This window comes from Psychrobacter sp. TWP2-1-2 (genome assembly GCF_049896785.1).
Classification (GTDB): Bacteria; Pseudomonadota; Gammaproteobacteria; order Pseudomonadales; family Moraxellaceae; genus Psychrobacter.
Window position 1 is genome coordinate 332,381 of record NZ_JAFCVA010000002.1, and the last position, 19,587, is coordinate 351,967.

A 19,587-nucleotide genomic window follows, 5' to 3' on the forward strand; every position below is an offset into this window, starting at 1 on the left:
GCGATTGCTCAAGGTACTGACTTTGACATTGCGCGCTATCGCTATCCCCTATTTATTCCAACGGCAACCCATGGTACACGCCCGTAATTTGAGGCACGGTTTGTCTATTACCATTTAACCCTAAGTACTATTTAATCAAACGTACTATTTAATCCTAAAGGTGTAATTAACATGGCTACAGATTTACAAGTCACAACCAACAAGCTATCTAATAAAGAAACCCAATTGACAGTTAAAGTACCTGTCGAAAAAATTCAAAACAAAGTCGAAGGTCGTATTCGCCAAGTTGCGAAAACTGCCAAGATTGACGGTTTCCGTAAAGGTAACGTCCCTATGTCACATATCCGCTCTCAGTACGGTGCTGGCATTCAACAAGAAGTCATCAACGATGTGATCCGTGATACCGTTTTTGAAGCGATCAAATCTGAAGACATCCGCGCGGTTGGTATGCCTAACATCGACGACGTAAAACTTGAAGACGATTTCTTGGTTTATCAAGCCACTGTTGAAATCTTCCCAGAAGTAGACGTGCAAGGTATCGATGAGATCGAAGTTGAGCGTCACACGGCTAAAGTAAGCGAAGAAGACGTCGACACTATGATCGAAAACCTTCAAAAGCAACGTGAGGAATTCGTTGAGAAAAAAGGTAAAGCGGACAAAGGCAATCAAGTAACTTTTGACTTTGAAGGCTCTATCGATGGCGAAAAATTCGAAGGCGGTTCTGCTGAAGACTTCAAACTGGTTATCGGTAGCAACCAGATGATTCCTGGTTTTGAAGCGGGTATCAAAGGCATGAAAGCTGGCGAAGAGAAAGTTATCGACGTCACTTTCCCAGAAGACTACCAAGCTGAAAACTTAGCGGGTAAAGAAGCTCAGTTCAAAATCAATGTAAAATTGGTTGAAAAATCTAAGCTACCAGAAATCAACGAAGAGTTCCTTGAGCTGTTCGGTGTGAAAGAAGGCGGCGTTGAGAAGTTGAAAGAAGACGTACGCAAAAACATGGAACGCGAAATCAAAAACGCGGCTCGTAGCCAAGTTAAGCAAGCGACTTTTGATGCATTGCTAGAAAAGAATGAATTTGACGTACCAAACGCTATGCTAGAGCAAGAAATCGAGCGTCAGCGCAATATGATGATGCAACGTTTTTCTCAGCAGTTCGGTGCCAATGCTGATAGCTTCGATAAAGACATGCTACCAAATGAGCTATTTGAAGAGCAAGCGCTACGTGCTGCCCGTCTTGGCATCATCGTTGCTCGTGTTATCGATACCAAAGGCTTAGAAGTCGATCAAGAACGCGTTGAAACCTTCATCAAAGAAGCCGCTGAAAACTACGAAGATCCAAGCGAAGTAATCGAGTATTACACCAATGACAAGCAGCAGCGCGCGAACATTGAGTCTGTGGTATTAGAAGACCAAGTAGTTGATTATCTAATCGAGCAAGGCAAAGTAACTGACAAAGAAGTTAGCTACCAAGACCTATTAGCTGCACAGCAACAACAGCAGCAAGGCATGTAATTTAGTGAGATAACTTAGCAATTTGCCATTCAATGGCAAATTGCTAATCTCAATCTAAACATGCTCTAACATAATGCTCTAACGCAATGCTCTAACATATGTGTTAGGGCATTTTTATTGGGGATTTATATGCTATCTTTATGGACAGTTTATAACCAAGCCCCTTGATAAATGGTTACAGACGCCTTATTAATAGTGAGTCAATCATTTTATTAATAGCACTCATGTTATAAATAGAAAATTATTTTTCACATGAAAAAGTTACTATTGCCTCAATAAAAAAGTTACCATTAGCTCAATTATTTTTAGCGATATCTGGCGCTTATTATTTCAGCCAGCGAATATTATTAAAAAGCGGCAACATCTAGCATGATGAGCAGCCATACAAGCGTAACCGCTCGCTAGCTTCAATCCCTTTATTTTATGTACTTATAAACAGGACATCTTTATGACAGATTATGATCGCATCACTGCCAACCCACATTTTGATATGCTGATGAGTGCGCACAATGACGCACAAGGCATGCAATATACCCAAAGTGCCCCTCAAGCTGCGCATGCAGCATTAGTGCCAATGGTCGTTGAACAATCCTCTCGTGGTGAACGCTCGTTTGATATTTTCTCGCGTCTATTGCGTGAGCGCGTTATCTTTTTGACCGGTCAAGTCGAAGACCACATGGCCAATCTGATTGTTGCACAGTTGCTATTTTTAGAAGCAGAAAACCCAGACAAAGATATTCACTTGTATATCAATTCACCAGGCGGCTCAGTGAGTGCAGGCTTGGCAATCTTTGATACCATGAACTTCATCAAACCTGAGGTATCGACCATCTGTATGGGCGGCGCTTATAGCATGGGCTCGTTCTTGCTTGCGGCTGGTCAAAAAGGCAAGCGTTACTCTCTTGCCAATGCTCGTGTCATGATTCATCAGCCGTCAGGCGGCGCGCAAGGTCAAGCAACCGATATCGAAATTAATGCGCGTGAAATTCTAAAAACGCGTGCCCGTTTAAATGAGATTTTGGCAGAACGTACTGGTCAACCATTAGAGAAAATCGAAAAAGACGTTGAGCGTGACTTTTGGTTAGATGCGAAAGAAGCCAAAGAGTACGGTTTGGTTGATGAAGTATTAGAGCGCCGCCCTACTTCTTTATAATTACCGCATAAGAGCAAAAGCTTTGATGGGCATCAAAAGCCTGAGCGTTATACGTTTTGGCTTTGATGTAAAAAATCAAAATATTTGTAAGTTTTAAATTTTAGGAGCGCCTTTTATGGCAGAAGATAACACCCCGCATTGCTCGTTTTGCGGCAAAGCCAAAAGCGATGTACAGCAGCTGATTGCCGCTGACGATGCCAATATCTGTAATGAATGTATTGAGCTATGTACCGATTTAATCGCTGACAGCGCTGAAGATGGCGATGATGACAGCGACATTGATACGTCTTGGGTCAATAAAAAACTACCAACGCCAAAAGAGCTGCGTGCTAAGCTTGACGAATACGTCATTGGACAAGACGCTGCTAAAAAAGCACTAGCAGTTGCCGTCTATAACCATTATAAGCGTCTAAAAGTTAGCCAAACCTTAGCCAATGACAGCAAAAAAGCGAAGATTGGAGCTGACGATGCCATGGTTGAGTTGGCTAAGAGCAATATCTTGCTGATTGGCCCAACGGGTTCTGGTAAGACCTTGCTGGCGCAAACCTTGGCGCGTCTACTGGATGTGCCTTTTGCAATGGCCGATGCGACGACCTTGACCGAAGCAGGTTATGTCGGTGAAGATGTCGAAAACATCGTGCAAAAACTTTTGCAAGCATCAGATTATGATGTCAGTAAAGCAGAGCAAGGTATTATCTATATCGATGAGATTGATAAAATCAGTAAAAAAGGCGACAACCCGTCTATCACCCGTGATGTGTCAGGCGAAGGCGTACAGCAAGCGTTGCTAAAGCTTATCGAAGGTACGGTCGCTGCCATTCCGCCACATGGTGGGCGCAAACATCCACAGCAAGAGCTGATCCAAGTTGATACGAGTAATATCTTAATCATCGTCGGCGGGGCGTTTGCCGGTCTTGATGCGGTTATTCAGCAGCGTACAGAAAAAGGCGGTATCGGCTTTAATGCGGATGTCAGCTCAAAAGATGATAGCAAACGCAGCTCAGAATTACTGCAACAAGTAGAGCCTGAAGATTTGATCAAATTTGGGCTTATTCCTGAGCTCATCGGTCGTCTTCCTGTTCTCGCTGCACTCACAGAGCTGGACGAGGACGCATTAGTTCAGATATTGACGGAACCAAAAAACGCCTTGGTTAAGCAATATAAGTATCTATTCGATATGGAAGGCGCTGACATTAGCTTTACCAAAGAAGCGCTCGATGCGATTGCCAAAAAAGCCATGGCGCGTAAGACTGGTGCTCGCGGACTGCGCTCTATCGTTGAGAATGCGCTCCTTGAGACTATGTATGAGTTGCCTTCGATGAAAAACGCCAAGACTGTTATCGTCGATGAGCAAGTGATTAATGAAGGTAAAACACCTGAAATCATCTTTTCTACCGACGACTCAGAGCAAATAGCAATCGACGCTTAACGGTTGTTATCAGCTTTATTAAAACTGTCATTGAAGTAAAGGCGTCTAGCATATCTTATGCTAGACGTTTTTTTATGGCTGCTCACTTATGATCTTTTTATGACAGCCAATGTATGGATAAAGTGACAGCGGCGTCTATCAATCGTTCATAGCTAAAACCACAAAGCATGCTAAGGTAAATGTGCTACCAACACCTATCACTGATGAAACAAAGGACTGTTTATCATGCTTAACAATGTCACTTCTATCGCAACCTCATTATGTCAACACTTGCCTTTTCATACCACGACAGACCAAGATATTGCCCCTTATTATCATAATCATGTCGCGGCTATTACGGGTGCTGGCTCTGGTATGGGGCGCGAGTTGGCTATTCATTTGGCAAAGATGGGCTGCCACGTGGCGCTCTCTGATATCAACGCGGTGCAACTGGCACAGACCAAAGAATTGCTCGTCGGTTATGACATCAAAGCGACCATGACAGTACTTGATGTCTCAGACTATAAAGCCGTGGAAGCGTGGGCAGATAGCGTCATGGCAGACCATGGCAAAGTGAACTTCATCTTTAATAATGCAGGCGTTGCGCTATATTCGACCGTAGAAGGCAGTAGCATTAGCGAGCTTGAATGGGTGATGGACATCAATTTTTGGGGTGTGGTCTATGGCACTAAAGCATTTTTGCCATTGATTAAAAATAGTGTCAAACAAAGCGAATCGACGAATGGCAGCAAAAAAAACAGAACACGCCAATTTAACGAGCATGGTCACATCATTAATATCTCAAGCCTGTTTGGCTTGACCGCACAGCCGTCACAATCTGCGTATAACGCCAGTAAATTTGCTGTACGCGGCTTTACTGAAAGCTTGCGTCAAGAGTTAGATATTCAGCGCTGCGGCGTGTCAGCGACCTGCATCCATCCCGGCGGGATTAAAACCAATATTGCCAATAGTGCCCGTGGCAATGACAGCATCAATGATATTGGCATGCGTACTGGCCCCAAAGCCATTCAGAGCTTTAATAAATTCCTGAAATTTGATGCAGGCAATGCCGCTTTGATTATTTTGCAGGCTGCCGCGACCAATCAACCGCGCTGTCTTATTGGCAATGATGCCAAAATAATCGACGCGGTACAGCGTGTCTTTCCAGCGACATACAGCCAAATATTGAACGATGTCCATACGCTCTCTCGTAAGCTCAAACCACGCCGCCATAAAAAATCAAGCACGCCAAAATAGTATGTTTTAAGAGTATTTGCCCACAAAAAAGCGCTTAAATATTGATAATATTTAAGCGCTTTTTTGTGGCGAGTATTTCAACACTGTCTTTCAATATGGTTCTTCATACGGTATGAAATTGATTCATGTCCCTCTAAAGCCAAAACACTTTATCTATTTATATACTTTAATTATTTAATATTTGGTACAATTATGTTTCTAGCAACTTACAGATTGATGACTCATTCAGATTTTTTGCACAAAAATTAAGATTACTTCTGTCATTTTGACAGCTAAATTATCATAAAAATATATTATTACATATTATTTTTGATAATAAGGATATTCCAATGAAAATACTTTTAAAGGTCAAACCCTCTTCCTCCGTTCTACTGGCTGCTATCTTTGCTATTGGTGCAGTTAGCCTGTCAGGCTGTAGTGAATCAGATACCAAGGCTGTCGACCGTGTCGCAGAAGCTGAAGCATTAGCCCGCGTTAAGTCACTTGAGGCACGTGCCTCAGAAATTAAAGACGAGATGGCTGCAAATCCAAGCGCCAAACTGAGCGTTAGCATGCCAGATGAATCCACTATTCCAGATGATGAGTTTGGCGCAGCAGTACGTCGCGGCTTACAAATCGCCAATCATACTTATAGAGAGATGCCTGACAATGTCGGCAACCAGTTGAACTGTACCAGCTGTCACTTGGGTAATGGCTCAGAGGCCTACGCGGCGCCTTGGAATGGCATGCCGGGCATTTATCCTATTTATCGTTCACGTGCTGGTCGCGTGAATTCAATACAAGAGCGCATCAATGGCTGTTTTGAACGCTCAATGAATGGCAAAGCGCTTGACCTAGGTTCAGATGATATGAATGCGATGGTGTCTTATATGAGCTGGTTATCACAGGGTTTGCCTTATGGCGTCTCGCCTGAAGGTCGCGGTTTTGTTAAGGTAGACAAAACTTTAGAGCCAAATACGGACAATGGCAAAAAGCTGTTTGCTGAAAAATGTAGCGTTTGCCATGGTGAAAATGGCGAAGGTCAATATAACGACGATGGCACTTATATCTATCCAGCAGTAGCCGGAGACAAGTCCTTTAACGATGGCGCAGGTATGGCACGAACTTATACAGCAGCGGCCTTTATCAAAGGCAAAATGCCATTTGGTCAAGGTAACTCGCTTAGTGACCAAGAAGCGGTCGATATTGCCGCTTACTTTACCCATCTGCCGCGACCTATCAAAGCCAACAAAGACAAAGACTGGCCCAATGGTGATGCCCCTAAAGATGTACGCCGCTAGTTTTAAGCACCTTTAAAAGTTACCATAAAAAGCCCAACTACTTAAATAGCTGGGCTTTTTTATTATTGATAGTTAGGATAATTTGCGTCCTTTATCTTTAATTTAAGGCAATTTCATATCACCATCAACTAGCCAGCCCATGCGGCGCATCACATGAGCGACCACCCCTGCAATTAGGGCAGGTAATACAAACATCAACAGGATAATCGCTGTCCATAATTGACCCGTACTCATGATGTCTTGTGACGCTTCAATCACTCCAAATACGCCGACCAATCCGGCGGTACCCATACCCGCACCCGTTGCCGTACATGCCAGTCCAAAACCTACTGTCGCAATAGGACCAACGATGGCGCTGGCAATCACAGCAGGCAACAACACCAGCGGTTTTTTTAACACATTAGGAATCTGTAGCATACTGGTACCCAGACCTTGAGATATCACGCCACTAATGCCGTTGTCTTTAAAGCTTGCAACGGCAAAGCCAATCATGTGTGCTGCACAGCCTACCACTGCTGCCCCGCCTGCTACGCCGCCAAGCCCAATTGCGATACAAATAGCAGCGCTGGACGTTGGCAATGTCAATAAAATACCCACCACCACTGCAATCACAATACCCATTAACAGAGGCTGTAACTCAGTGGCCGCTTGAATACCTTGACCAATGGCAGCGACCGTAGCGACGATAGGTGGATTCAATAGTGCGCAAACTGCTAATGCTACCGCGCATACCAATAAAGGAACCAATAGAATATCAAGCTTGGTTTTGCCAGCAACCCAAGTACCAGCACGATAAGCAAATACCGAGGTCAAATACGCCCCTATCGGATTGCCCGGTAACGCGGCAAAGGTCGCAGGTCCACCTACTTGGGGCGTAAATAACGTCCCTGCTATTAATGCTTCAGAGTGTGCGCCAAGCATACCCGCCACCAAGCAGCTGAGCATGACGAGCGTCGGTGCTTTAAGGTAATAGGCGATCCCTACTCCGATACCCGCACCCATTAGTACTGAGGCAAGCTTGCCCACCGCAACCAATGCGGGCAAATCTAACCAGCCACCGATTTGCGAGATGATTAGACCAGCAATCAATGTGACAAATAGCCCTAAAGCCATGCCAGTAAACGCATCAATAAAATACTTTTGGAAAAATGCTTTAATGAAGCCAGTAGGCGGTGTTGCTAAATGAGAGACAGTCATAGCCATGCTCTTTATAAAATTTTTGATGAAAGGTAATAAACCAACAGAAAAATAACTTTGCTAAAAATCAGAGATAAAAAAAACGTCATTGCGACGCTTTTTTTATTATTCATAAAGAACTATAACTGTCATTAAACAGCGCAACTTAACGACGCTGTTCAACGATGATGGAGTCAATACCATTATTCTGTAGGCGCTGCTGAGCAGTGGTTACTGCTTGGCGGTTATTCATCGGGCGAGAAATAACTTGATAGATTGGCAAACCATTACCCGTCGTATTCTTGACCACGCGAGCGTCTACACCTGCCATCAACACTTGAGCACGGCGGCGATCTGCTTCATCCGCATCACCGAAGCTGTTGATCTGCAAAATGTAAGTTGCCGCAGGTTTTGCAGCCTGAACGCTAGCAGTACCTGCGCCTGCATTATTGGTGGACGTATTATTGCTACTAGCAGGCGTCGATCCATCATAGGTCGCGTCTTCTTCAACGATCACAATGTCATCGCCGCTATTACTGGTAGCAGCGTTATTACCACGACTGGGCGCAATAACCGTATTTTCAGAGATACCAAAGTTACCAGTATCATCATTGCGACTGGCTGAGCCATCTTCAGGTTGAGTCACCACCACATCAGGCTCAAAGGCACTGATATCCCCTATGCGATCATTGCCTGTCTCAGCAATATCTTCATCAGGAATAGTCGCCATCTCTTGATTGGGCAAAATATCATAGAACTCATAATCACCATTATCAGTATCAGTGTCGACACGTGGCTGTACCTGACGATCAGGATCATTACCAGCGGTGCTGTCAGCGGGACTGAAATCAAATAATGGTGACAAGTATATAAACACCCCTATCATAAGGGTCAATACAGCCCCGACAAACATCCACAATAAGCCTGATACGCTACTTGTTTTGCGTTTTTCAGTCGCACCTTTAGGTTTTTTGGCTAGCATGGATCTGGTTCTCCCTACTGAATCTAACTATCATCAAATTATGGCTGGCAGTCATCTATACTCATACTACATGTTAGAAAGTTACTATATACTAGAAAAAAACTACATGCTAGATGGTGCCGACAACCCTAACAAACTAAGACCATTGGCCAATACTTGACGTACGGCTTTAGACAGACGCAAACGGGCTTGCATCAATTCCATCTCATCCGAGCTTGGTGTCTCACCTGACGTCAAACTCACTGGCAAAATGCGATTGCTGTCATACCAACCATGAAATAGCGCTGCCAACTCTTTAAGATAGTTGGTCAAGACATGTGGCTCATAACCCGTCGCAGCGCGTAATAATGTCGCTGGATATCCTGCTAATAATTTAATCAGCTCGTCTTCGTTTGGTGCGCTAAGTAAGTCTTGATGTTCTAAACCAATCGCATCGTCTACCACAAGACCACTGTTTTGTAGCTTTTCTAACACTCGACAAACACGGGCATGCGCGTATTGAATGTAATACACTTGATTGTCTTTGCTTTGTGATTTAGCCAGCTCCAAATCAAAATCAATATGCACTTCAGGCTTACGGGCGACATAATAAAAACGCGCGGCGTCGTTACCAACTTCGGTACGTAAATCACGCAGGGTGACAAATTGACCTGAACGCGAGGACATTTGCACTTTTTCACTACCACGCCATAGTGCAACAAATTGCACAAGCACCACATCTAAACGCTCAGCATCAATACCAAGCGCCAATAAAGCGGCTTTTACGCGTGGTACATAACCATGGTGATCGGCACCCCAAACATTGACCACTTTATCAAAACCACGATCAAATTTGTTTTTGTGATACGCAATATCAGAAGCAAAATAAGTAGATTGACCATTGGCACGGCGCACAACACGGTCTTTTTCATCACCAAAATCGGTTGATTTGAACCAAATATTACCGTCTTTTTCGTATAGGTAGCCTTTTTCATCTAAGGTTTGCAAGACTGGCTCAATCTCGCTGTCAATAGACCGTTCGCTAAACCAGCACTCGTAGCGCACACCAAAGTCATTTAAGTCATCTTTGATATCGGCTAAAATACTGCTCAATGCCGCATTTAAAAACAGCTCATAGCCCTCACCAAGCAAGGCTTTACTGTTGGCAATTAGGCCATCAATATGCGCTTCTTTGTCACCTGATAGCAGTGTTTTTTCGCCGTCCGCATTAATCTCAAACTCAGCATCTGCTGGCACATCTTTGGCGATTGCTGCAAAGCTATGAACGTAATGATCACCATGTTGCGCTTTTAACGTTTGGGCGATGTCACTGACATAATCACCTTGATAACCATTGACTGGGAAGATTATTTGCTCGCCATTGATTTCCAGATAACGCAAATAGGTACTGGTCGCCAAGATATCCATTTGACGACCGGCGTCATTGACATAATATTCACGCGTGACGTCATAACCAATCGCTTCCAGCAGGTTTGCCACGCTCATACCGAACGCTGCACCGCGACCGTGCCCAACGTGCAAACTTGACGTTGGATTGGCAGAGACAAACTCAACCTGAATTTTTTGCCCGTCAAACTGATCGCTTAAACCAAAGCGATCTTGCAAGGCAAAGATATCATCTAATACCGCAAATTTGGCTTCCGCATTTAAGAACACGTTAATAAAGCCTGGACCTGCGATTTCCACTTGGCGAATGTCTTGGTTTTCAGGCAGCGCATTGACGATTTTTTCGGCAAGCTGTCGTGGATTGACCTTGGCAGCTTTGGCCGCTGTCAGCGCGATATTACTGGCGAAATCACCATGGCTTAAGTCTTTAGTACGGGTGATTTGGCTATTATTTTGCCAATCGCTTGGTAACGTGCCATCTGCTTGTAGGGTTTGAATCGCATCGTTAAATAGTGATGCAAGTGTATCAATTTGGGCTTGTGACATAAGGATTTGAACTCAATTAAATAAACAACAAAAACGGTATAAAAATGTGGCGAATGCGAGCAGCCAATAACTGCCTATTATAATAGCGACCGACATTGCAGGGGATAAAATAATACAAAAAAGATAAGTAACCTGTAAATATAACAATCTTTGCCCTGCATTGCACCATTTGCACCAAAATTAGCACTAAAATCTTACGGTTATGACAGTTAACACTGATAATTTAGGTGACTAGGGCGTGCCCTCATTTTAAAAATGGTGATAAAAAGGAGATAAATTGCTGTAAAGTAAGGAAAATAGCGCAAATAATATCGAGATATTGGTAAGCTATTTGACGATGTTTGGCAAAATTTAGCCATTTTTAGCCCATTTAGAGGTTAATCGATTTATTTGAAGACACGCCCTAACAGACGCGTTGCCTGTGCTTTCATTCACGATAAGTCAGATTAAAATATTTTAAATAGATCAGGATTTAGCGCTGTCACCGATCAGTCAGCCCTGCAAATTGTAGCGTTACTGTTGTCTCCTACTTAGCAGCAGTTTATACCTGCTCGCTTCCGCGTTATAATAACGGTTTGTATTGCTGCCTGCTTTTTTCTGACTTATTTTATGGATTACTGCTTATATCATGAATGGTAATACTTCATTTTGAAGGCAATTATTATCAAAAGATCCATAATAGAAATAAATAAAGACGGCGTTACTACTTTATAGGATTATGCCATGTTTGCTATTGCTGCCAGTACGGTTACCAGTTGGGGATTGTATGTTTTACTACCCATATTCATCGCCTTCTTATTTTTTATTATGTGGGACATCTCTAAAGAATCTCAAGCTGGGCGCGCGGGTACATTTTGGATTTTCTTAGCACTAGGCGCAGGGTTTGTGGGCTTCTTACTCAAGCTATTGTTGGAAGTCGCTTTTAAAAGGTGGTTGATATAATTTTTATATGACTAGGCCGTGTCCTCACTGTCAATGATAGGTGATAAATAACTCGCCTATCACTGATAAATAAGCGGTTAAATAATCAATTAAAAAATACATGGCTCATGACGGCTTCACTTTACAGTGTGTCAATCATTCCTACCAAAATATCACTCACTGAGCCTTGCTATCATTTTTTACGACTTCACTCACGTAAGTTGGTAAATCCCACGCACCACCAGCAAAACCGCGACACATTCCTGAGCTGGAATCTTCTGATTTGGCAAATGTTTGACCATTCCAAACCCATATCGCATGATTCCAGCAATCACCCAAGCCTCGATCTTTATGTGTTGCCCAAATCTCGCCATCAGAATAGTCATTGCCTGCGGTGGTGATTAGCTGCGAAATATGAGGGTTTGCGTTGTCTATAAGCCAATATCCATAGCTTTCATTATAGGCACCTTGCCAACAAAGATGACTGGCAAGCGTATGATTATCATCAATAGGGGTAAAATCCCAACTAGCACTGTTGCTAGCATATTTTGCAAAGTTTATAGAAGCTTCACTTTTGGAATTTACAAGTTCACAGTCTCCCATCACCTCATCTGAGCCCATTAACTGCTCATCATCAATATTTACCCACTGGTTTATATTGACCTGAAAGTACGCCTGTTTTGATGCAGATAGTTTCTTATTGTCTTTTTCTGAATACGAGAATGCCTTTTTGATGATTGGCTTTGGCTTAGCGGATTTCGGTGTTTGCTTACTTGTGTGGTTTTTACTCACCAATGCTATTGGCTTGCCTACTCTGCCTTGCACCTCATCAAGTTTGAGCAATACCGCACCCATACCTTTGTCACTAATTGTCCAGCGATCACTACCTACTCTTATCTCTATCCTAGTATTTTGACGCGCATGGTTAATAAGGTGTTGCGTTTGCTTGGCGGTTAAATCGTACGCAGAACCATCAGCATCTGGTTGTAGCACGCCTTGGTTTTTGCCATTTAACCACAGTTCAGCACTATGGTAGGTTTTGTCTGAGGTTTCTGATAAAAACTGAATTTGGGCAATCGGCAAGGCTTTTTTTGGTATGACAGTTAATAAAATAGAAGCTGGCGTATCGAACATACTCTCATCTGCATAACCTGCTGCGCGACAAGTCAATGTATTATCACAAACCACTTGCCAATCATCCTGCACAAAGCCCCACCCTTCAAATGGCGTACCATAGGCAGCATGAGCTGATATGGACGTCAATGGCAGCAAGCCTATCATAGCGCTGAGCAAAATCGTTAATTTTTTCACTGTCCATATTCCCTATGAGTAATACAGTACCCACGCGCTACTTTTTTGCAATCAAAGTCGCACGCATCGGCGCAGGATAGCCTTCAAGCGTTTTGCTAGCATCATTAGGATCTAAGAAGTCGGCCAGCGAATGATAAGTCATCCATTCCGTTTTACGCTGCTCATCGATATAAGTCGTTGCCACATCGACACAACGTACCTCTGAGAATCCTGCTTTTTCTAGCCAGCCTGTCAATGCCGCGACTGATGGTAAAAAATACACATTATTCATCTGGGCATAGCGGTCATGTGGCACCAGTACGGTATTGGCATCACCTTCGATAACCAAGGTTTCAAGCACCAATTCACCGCCTTTGACCAACTGCCCTTTAAGCTGTTGTAAATGCTCAAACGGCGATTGGCGATGATAGAGCACACCCATACTAAATACGGTGTCAAATAATTGGCTATGCTCGGGCAATGCTTCAAGTGGTACGGGGATATAATGCGTTTTATAGCTATCAGCAGCCCCGACAAAATGACGAATCGCCATAAACTGATGATAAAACAAGCAAGACGGATCAATGATAATGACCGTATCCGCGCCAGCGCCAGCCATACGCCAGCCGTGATAGCCAGAGCCACCGCCCACATCCAATACGCGACGACCTTTTAAATTACCCAAATGCGGTGTGACCCGTTGCCACTTCCAATCACTGTGCCATTCGGTATCAATCAATATTGGCGCGGCTTGTTGGTCTTCATTCTGACCACTATCAATTTGATTTTCGAGCTGACCACCAATTTGAAAAGGCCCTTTGCGCCATGGCATCAGCTGCTTTAATAGTGCCATTGTTTGTTTGCGCTGAGACTCACTAAGATTTGCCTCAATCGTCAGGACATCACTGTTCAGATCGACATTATTGACGGTTAATTCTGGCAAACGAGCGACTGACGCTTGATAAGCAGGTGCATGCGCGTAGTTGGCTTTGTCCTTGATATCATTTAACCATGTTGGCAAGCGCGTAAGCCATTCATAAGCACTCGGCTGCTGCTGTGCTAACTCCAACAAGGTTAAATATAATGCGCGTTCGGCGTGGGTGATAGTGTCGTTAAGCATAAAAGCAGATTACCGTATTGATCAAAAAAACTGTGTTAAAAATAAGGATTATTTAAACGCCACAATAGAGACGAAGTTTAAAAACTGAAACCACGTGAGATGACGTTTAAAGCCAACTTGATCTAACCGTACATGATGCTCGTCTAAGGTATCAGTAATAAGCACGTTCTCTAGTGCATTACGTTTGCCGCTGATTTCCATCTCGCTATAACCATTGGCACGTTTAAAATCATAATAACGCTCAACCAACCACGCATCATATTGCTCATCAAAAGCATGGGTTTTTTCAGTTAATACCAGCATCCCGCCTTCACTTAACGCTGCATAAATTTTCTCTAATACTGCGACTCTATCGGCGGCGGGTAAAAATTGTAAGGTTAAGTTCAAAATCACCATATCGCACGGTTCAAGCTCGACATCGCGAATATCAGCGGTAATCACTTCGATGTCATGCTCAGGATAGTTTTCACTCAGTAGCGTGGTCGCTTCGGTCGTCATCGCTGGTGAGATATCAATCGCTTTAATCTGCAAATCTTGCGGCTCAAACTCACCCGCCAACGTCATACTTGCTGCGCCAAGTGAACAGCCCAAATCATACACTCGACTGACGCGCTGACCACTATCGCTCTGTTGACGATACTTACAATGGCGTCGGGCAAATATGGGCAGCATCGCTAGCACCTGACCATAACCGGGCACACTGCGACGAATCATATCAGGGAAACAAGCCACCACTTGCTCATCAAAAGAGAAGCGTGCCGCTTTATCGAGTGGCGTGGTAAACGGTTTGTCAAATAGGGTGTCGTGTTTAACAATAGCAGGCTTAGATTGACTCATGGTGCGACTCATTTTGTGATGATAGAACTTAAATTAGGAGATAATTGATGGTCTTGCTTGTCATTATTAGCTGAAAGCGGCACGACGTAGCAAAAGCCCATTATAACATTACTGTTTGTTACTTATCGCAGTCAGATGCCCTGCTAAGCTAAATACGTATTGCTAAGTAAAAAACACTTGGCTCGCATTTTATAGTTATAAAAATAGGAAAGATTATGCAAACCATTATTTTAGGCGGTGGCTGTTTTTGGTGTACCGAATCGGTATTTTTATCCGTAAAAGGTGTGCAATCTGTCGTCTCAGGCTACATGGGCGGTGACGCTGTTTCTGCCAATTACGAAGCGGTCTGTGGTGGCAATACAGGGCATGTTGAAGTGATCAAAATTGAGTTCGATGACTCTATCGTCCCGTTAGAAGTGATACTTGATGTTTTCTTTGCCACCCATGATCCCACCACAATGGATCGTCAAGGCAATGACGTCGGCAGCCAGTACCGCAGCGTGGTTTTTTATACCGAAGAAAATCAGAAACCAACGATTGACCGCACTATCAACAAACTGCGCGATATGGGCGTCAATGTGGTCACTGAAGTACATCCAGCTGTTGAGTTTTATCAAGCAGAAGAGACCCATCAGGATTTCTTTAATAAGAATCCAGGACAAGGGTATTGTAACTTTGCCATACCACCAAAGCTTGCCAAATTGCGTAAAGAGTTTAGTCAATATATGGTGAGCTAAACCACAAAATGAAGATAATTTTCATTTGAAAAAAGATTATCTAAGCATTTCATTATAGCCAAACGCTTATTGTATGAGCGTTTGGCTTTTTAACATCTTTAGCATTCTCACTCAAACAGTTATGATAGAAACAACTCAAATATAACCCTCAACGAATAAAGGCTAAGGTATGAACGCTGAATTTTGGCACAGCCGCTGGCAAGAGAAACGTATTGGCTTTAATCAGTCTGCAGTGAATCCCTTATTAATGAGCTACTTTAAACAATTAAACGTGCCAGCTGGTAGCCGTGTCTTTGTCCCTCTTTGCGGTAAATCGATTGATATGGCTTGGCTGGCAGCGCAAGGCTACGACGTTGTAGGCGTTGAATTGGTGGAAACAGCGGTACAAGAATTCTTTACTGAGCAGAATATCTCCCCTACTGTGCACCAGTATCTAGATAATCCAGCCATTAAATACTATCAAGGTCAGTTGTCAGGACAAATCATTACCTTATGGGTTGCTGATATTTTTGCATTAACGACTGAGGATATTGGATCTGTAAATGCCGTATATGACAAAGCCGCATTGATTGCGCTACCGGCTGATATGCGTGTGCAATATAGTGCGCAAATGTACCAGCTCAGTGCTAATGCACCACAATTTATCATCACTCTCACTTATGACCAAAGCAAAAAAGCGGGACCGCCGTTCTCTATCAGTAGCGAGCAAATACAGCAATATTATGGCGATAACTATCATATCAGCGAACTGACGAGTGAACCTACTTCTATAGGATCGGCACCTGAGCTAATGGTCACGGAGCATGTTTGGCTGTTGAAATGAGTGGTTAATAAATGAAATGAGTCGTTAATAGAGCCGTTTGCGTAGTGATTAATCAGTACTAAATTATGATGGAGAAATTGAATGAAAATATTAGTTGGGCTGATAAGTTTAATCTCTATTTTGCTAGTCACACTCGCAGGTCCGCTGTACAAGTTTGGCTTAGTCGATTTAGCGACTGCGTTTGCAGGGTTTAAGCTTGGTGTATTTGCCGGTATCGCAACATTGGTCCTATTAGGCATACAGCTTTTATTTAAACGAGACACGGCTAGCCTTGGTAGCGCATTACCATCGGCAGCGCTTGCTATCACTGCCATTGCTATTCCACTAAGCATGATGAATACCGCCAAAAATGTACCGCCCATTCACGATATTTCAACCGACCTAGTGAATCCACCTGCATTTGTGGCCATTGCCCCACTGCGCGCTGATGCACCAAACCCAGTTGAGTATGCAGGTGTAGAGACTGCAACGCAGCAGCGCGCCGCCTACCCTGAATTACAAACTTTACGCTATAGCCAGTCAAAATCTGAGTTGGTTGGGGCAACCAAACAAGCCATCGATAATTTAGGTTGGGAGCTTGTCAATATCGATGCGGATAAAGGCGTCATTGAAGCGACCGATACGACTGCTTGGTTCGGTTTTAAAGATGATGTTGTCGTGCGTATCACGGATAACAGTAGTGAACGTCTAGTAGATATTCGTAGCAAGTCACGGGTTGGTGGGAGCGATTTGGGCAAAAATGCGGCGCGGATTCATAAGTTGATTGAAGAGTTGGATAGGGTTTTAGGGGAGTGATTAGGTTTCGAGAGAAGTAAAAGTGATTAATTGGATTTTTTTAGCACTTTATCCATTTTAGCCTATCTACCTTAAAACCCTCTCTCAACCTCACGCCACCGTCAATTTATAGTAACAGCTTACTTCGATACCTTTTCTTTACCCATGAGATTGGTTACTCTAAGTCCATACTGCACCAATCCGCTTTGCTTTCTCTTTTAATAACTATTTCAGCGTTTATAGGATATTTTCATGCGTTTGACTCCAGTTTCTACTTTATCGCTACTTAGCCTTGCTGTTGGGCTGAGTTTTGCTAGCACTGCTCAAGCAGCCAAACCACCAGCGCCAGACTTATCTAATGCCGAGTTTCAACAATGCTTAGACGGTTTGAAAAACTCTAGCAAATTTCGCGGCGTCGATAGCTCTACTTTTAATAACTATCGCCCTAGCCAGCCTGATCCTAGCGTGATTCAGTCATTGAATTATCAGCCAGAATTTCAAAAAGACGTTTGGGATTATTTATCTTCACTGGTCGATAAAGAGCGTGTAGAAGATGGCATCCGTGCCAAGCGCCAATGGGCGGATACGCTCCGTCAAATTGAATCACGCTATGGCGTCAAAGCCGAGCACGTACTAGGTGTATGGGGCGTTGAGTCAAACTTTGGGCAGACATTGGGCAAAAAACCTTTGTTTGAGTCTTTAGCGACGCTGTCTTGTTTTGATCGCCGTCAGAGCTACTTCCAAGGTGAATATGCCAATGCGCTAAAAATCGTCCAAAACGGTGATATCGCGCCAAGTGATATGACCGGCTCATGGGCAGGCGCTTTTGGGCAAACGCAATTTATGCCAAGTACCTTTTTAGAGCTAGCAGTTGATTTTGATGGCGATGGTCGCCGCGACTTGGTCAACAGTGTGCCTGACGCGCTAGCCTCTACCGCCAACTTCTTGGACAATCGTGGCTATCGCACGGGCGAGCCTTGGGGTTACGAAGTCAAGCTGCCCAGTGGATTTTGGGCAGCGTCTGATCGTAAAAACAAGAAGTCTATTAGCCACTGGCGCAATCAAGGTATCACGCTCGCCAATGGCAGTCCATTGCCAAACGATTTGAGTAGCGCTGGGTTATTATTACCCGCTGGCAAAGATGGTCCTGCTTTCTTGGTCGGTAAAAACTTTGATACGTTTTACTCTTATAATGCGTCAGAAAATTATGCATTGGCAATCGCCCATTTATCAGACTTAATCACCAAAGAGGACAGCAGCAAAACTGACTTTGTCACAGCATGGCCTACCGATGACCCTGGTATCAGTCGCCAGCAAGCCAAAGATATCCAGCAGGCGTTATTGAATGCGGGTTACGATATTGGTGGTGTTGATGGCATTATTGGCGACAATACCCGTATCGCGATTCAGCAATACCAATCTAGTCGTGGTATCTTGCCAGCGGATGGCCGCGCAGGACAGAAATTCTACCGTGCAATCATTGGAGATGCTGGAAACACAGCCCCGAAAAGCACGCAATACGGCAATCAATACGGACAGCCGTCGAATAGCCAGCCTTTAAACCCTGCCTCTGCTGATCGCATGGGACAGCTGATTCAGCAGCAAACGAGTACTCCTAATACTTACTCGACGCAGCCTTCTGCACAATCACCTACCTCTGGTAACACACGCTATCGCCGTGTCATTGGTAGCGACGGTGTGGTGAAGCTCGTTCGTGTTGACGAAGGTTCTTAGTATTCTGCGGATGTATCTTAGGTTAAACACATACTATACTAAGCACGCCCTAGATTAAGCACACAAAAAAAGCCACGTTAATAATAACGTGGCTTTTTTCATAGGATGTATTCTTTATTTTTTAGTCAATTTTTAACTTAAACGATCGGTGGTGGGTTCGGTTTACCATTTTCACCATCCCAGTTCTCACGTGCCTTTTCATCTAGATCAGCAGGCGTTTTTGGCTCCCACTTGCCGTTTTCTTTCCAAGTAGCATCGCCCCAATCAGCATCTTCTTCTTTTCTGTCCAAGTCTTTGTAAGCTTGGCTAGGGTCGATACCGCGACGTTTCATGTCCGCTACTTGCTCTTCTAGTGTATGAAACTGCTCGGCAGCATGCATAGATTCTTCTAAGCCATCAAGCTCTTTTTTTAATGCATCGTTCTTAGCGTTACTCATCAGGTGCTCTCCTTAGTCAGTATTATTATGCGATTTATATACATTCGATTTATATGTATACAATATATACGTCAGTAATTTTAATATAAATAATGTATTTATTATCAATCTCTGATTAGTCTCAATATTACCAGTCTTAAATGGATTCACAACCGTTGACGCGTATGCTTTGTATTACAAAACGTAGTCACAGCCATACGTCTGCTCTTTA

Annotated in this window: 17 protein-coding genes; 10 read left to right on the forward strand and 7 right to left on the reverse strand. The window is 43.7% G+C overall.

Going from position 1 to position 19,587, the window contains the following annotated elements:
* Window positions 1-171 precede the first annotated feature (171 nt).
* The 5 genes from tig to ACP7AE_RS03365 all read left to right on the forward strand — a co-directional run bounded on the left by tig (window position 172) and on the right by ACP7AE_RS03365 (window position 6,613).
* Complete coding sequence (gene tig / locus ACP7AE_RS03345) at window positions 172-1,515, forward strand: trigger factor (RefSeq protein WP_193008522.1); 1,344 nt, start codon at window positions 172-174, stop codon at window positions 1,513-1,515.
* 523 nt (window positions 1,516-2,038) lie between these two features.
* A complete protein-coding gene (gene clpP, locus ACP7AE_RS03350) occupies window positions 2,039-2,668 on the forward strand; it encodes an ATP-dependent Clp endopeptidase proteolytic subunit ClpP (RefSeq protein ID WP_045448048.1) in 630 nt (209 codons plus the stop codon).
* Between the two features lie 115 nt (window positions 2,669-2,783).
* Complete coding sequence (gene clpX, locus ACP7AE_RS03355; RefSeq protein WP_087814795.1) at window positions 2,784-4,097, forward strand: ATP-dependent protease ATP-binding subunit ClpX; 1,314 nt, start codon at window positions 2,784-2,786, stop codon at window positions 4,095-4,097.
* Window positions 4,098-4,322: 225 nt separating this feature from the next.
* Entirely contained in the window at window positions 4,323-5,333 is a 1,011-nt protein-coding gene (locus tag ACP7AE_RS03360; protein WP_201540675.1) for an SDR family NAD(P)-dependent oxidoreductase, read from the forward strand.
* A 329-nt stretch (window positions 5,334-5,662) separates the two neighbouring features.
* On the forward strand, window positions 5,663-6,613 hold the full coding sequence (locus ACP7AE_RS03365; protein WP_201540785.1) for a c-type cytochrome: 951 nt from the start codon (window positions 5,663-5,665) through the stop codon (window positions 6,611-6,613).
* Between the two features lie 102 nt (window positions 6,614-6,715).
* Here the strand turns inward: ACP7AE_RS03365 and ACP7AE_RS03370 are convergent, their stop codons facing one another.
* The 3 genes from ACP7AE_RS03370 to argS form a co-directional block, all read right to left on the reverse strand.
* The gene (locus tag ACP7AE_RS03370; protein ID WP_265089327.1) at window positions 6,716-7,810 is read right to left on the reverse strand and encodes a PTS transporter subunit IIC; all 1,095 of its coding nucleotides are present in this window, start codon (window positions 7,808-7,810) and stop codon (window positions 6,716-6,718) included.
* A gap of 145 nt (window positions 7,811-7,955) precedes the next feature.
* Entirely contained in the window at window positions 7,956-8,771 is an 816-nt protein-coding gene (locus ACP7AE_RS03375; RefSeq protein WP_109592480.1) for an SPOR domain-containing protein, read from the reverse strand.
* 102 nt (window positions 8,772-8,873) lie between these two features.
* Window positions 8,874-10,703 carry an arginine--tRNA ligase gene (gene argS, locus ACP7AE_RS03380; protein ID WP_201540783.1) on the reverse strand — a complete coding sequence of 610 codons (1,830 nt, stop codon included), beginning with the start codon at window positions 10,701-10,703 and terminating at the stop codon, window positions 8,874-8,876.
* A 723-nt stretch (window positions 10,704-11,426) separates the two neighbouring features.
* Between argS and ACP7AE_RS03385 the strand changes: the two genes are divergently transcribed.
* Window positions 11,427-11,645: a DUF2788 domain-containing protein gene (locus ACP7AE_RS03385; protein WP_045448016.1), complete on the forward strand. Its 219-nt coding sequence runs from the start codon at window positions 11,427-11,429 to the stop codon at window positions 11,643-11,645.
* 156 nt (window positions 11,646-11,801) lie between these two features.
* On the opposite strand, the gene ACP7AE_RS03390 is transcribed toward ACP7AE_RS03385, so the two are convergent.
* From ACP7AE_RS03390 to cmoA, 3 genes are read right to left on the reverse strand one after another with little or no spacing between them, the layout of a single operon-like run.
* A complete protein-coding gene (locus tag ACP7AE_RS03390) occupies window positions 11,802-12,935 on the reverse strand; it encodes a DUF1176 domain-containing protein (RefSeq protein ID WP_426241328.1) in 1,134 nt (377 codons plus the stop codon).
* A gap of 37 nt (window positions 12,936-12,972) precedes the next feature.
* The gene (cmoB, locus tag ACP7AE_RS03395; protein ID WP_201540781.1) at window positions 12,973-14,034 is read right to left on the reverse strand and encodes a tRNA 5-methoxyuridine(34)/uridine 5-oxyacetic acid(34) synthase CmoB; all 1,062 of its coding nucleotides are present in this window, start codon (window positions 14,032-14,034) and stop codon (window positions 12,973-12,975) included.
* A 48-nt stretch (window positions 14,035-14,082) separates the two neighbouring features.
* Window positions 14,083-14,883, reverse strand: coding sequence for a carboxy-S-adenosyl-L-methionine synthase CmoA (cmoA, locus tag ACP7AE_RS03400; protein WP_426241331.1), 801 nt, complete (start codon window positions 14,881-14,883; stop codon window positions 14,083-14,085).
* Window positions 14,884-15,086: 203 nt separating this feature from the next.
* Between cmoA and msrA the strand changes: the two genes are divergently transcribed.
* The 4 genes from msrA to ACP7AE_RS03420 all read left to right on the forward strand — a co-directional run bounded on the left by msrA (window position 15,087) and on the right by ACP7AE_RS03420 (window position 18,939).
* Window positions 15,087-15,608, forward strand: a complete 522-nt coding sequence (gene msrA / locus ACP7AE_RS03405; RefSeq protein ID WP_426241333.1) for a peptide-methionine (S)-S-oxide reductase MsrA — start codon at window positions 15,087-15,089, stop codon at window positions 15,606-15,608.
* Window positions 15,609-15,777: 169 nt separating this feature from the next.
* The gene (tmpT, locus tag ACP7AE_RS03410) at window positions 15,778-16,431 is read left to right on the forward strand and encodes a thiopurine S-methyltransferase (protein WP_426241335.1); all 654 of its coding nucleotides are present in this window, start codon (window positions 15,778-15,780) and stop codon (window positions 16,429-16,431) included.
* Between the two features lie 81 nt (window positions 16,432-16,512).
* Window positions 16,513-17,226, forward strand: coding sequence for a DUF1499 domain-containing protein (locus tag ACP7AE_RS03415; protein WP_426241337.1), 714 nt, complete (start codon window positions 16,513-16,515; stop codon window positions 17,224-17,226).
* Window positions 17,227-17,457: 231 nt separating this feature from the next.
* Window positions 17,458-18,939, forward strand: a complete 1,482-nt coding sequence (locus tag ACP7AE_RS03420) for a lytic murein transglycosylase (RefSeq protein ID WP_426241339.1) — start codon at window positions 17,458-17,460, stop codon at window positions 18,937-18,939.
* Between the two features lie 137 nt (window positions 18,940-19,076).
* Here ACP7AE_RS03420 and ACP7AE_RS03425 read toward each other — a convergent pair whose 3' ends face one another.
* Window positions 19,077-19,376, reverse strand: a complete 300-nt coding sequence (locus tag ACP7AE_RS03425) for a hypothetical protein (protein ID WP_372815828.1) — start codon at window positions 19,374-19,376, stop codon at window positions 19,077-19,079.
* Window positions 19,377-19,587 lie beyond the last annotated feature (211 nt).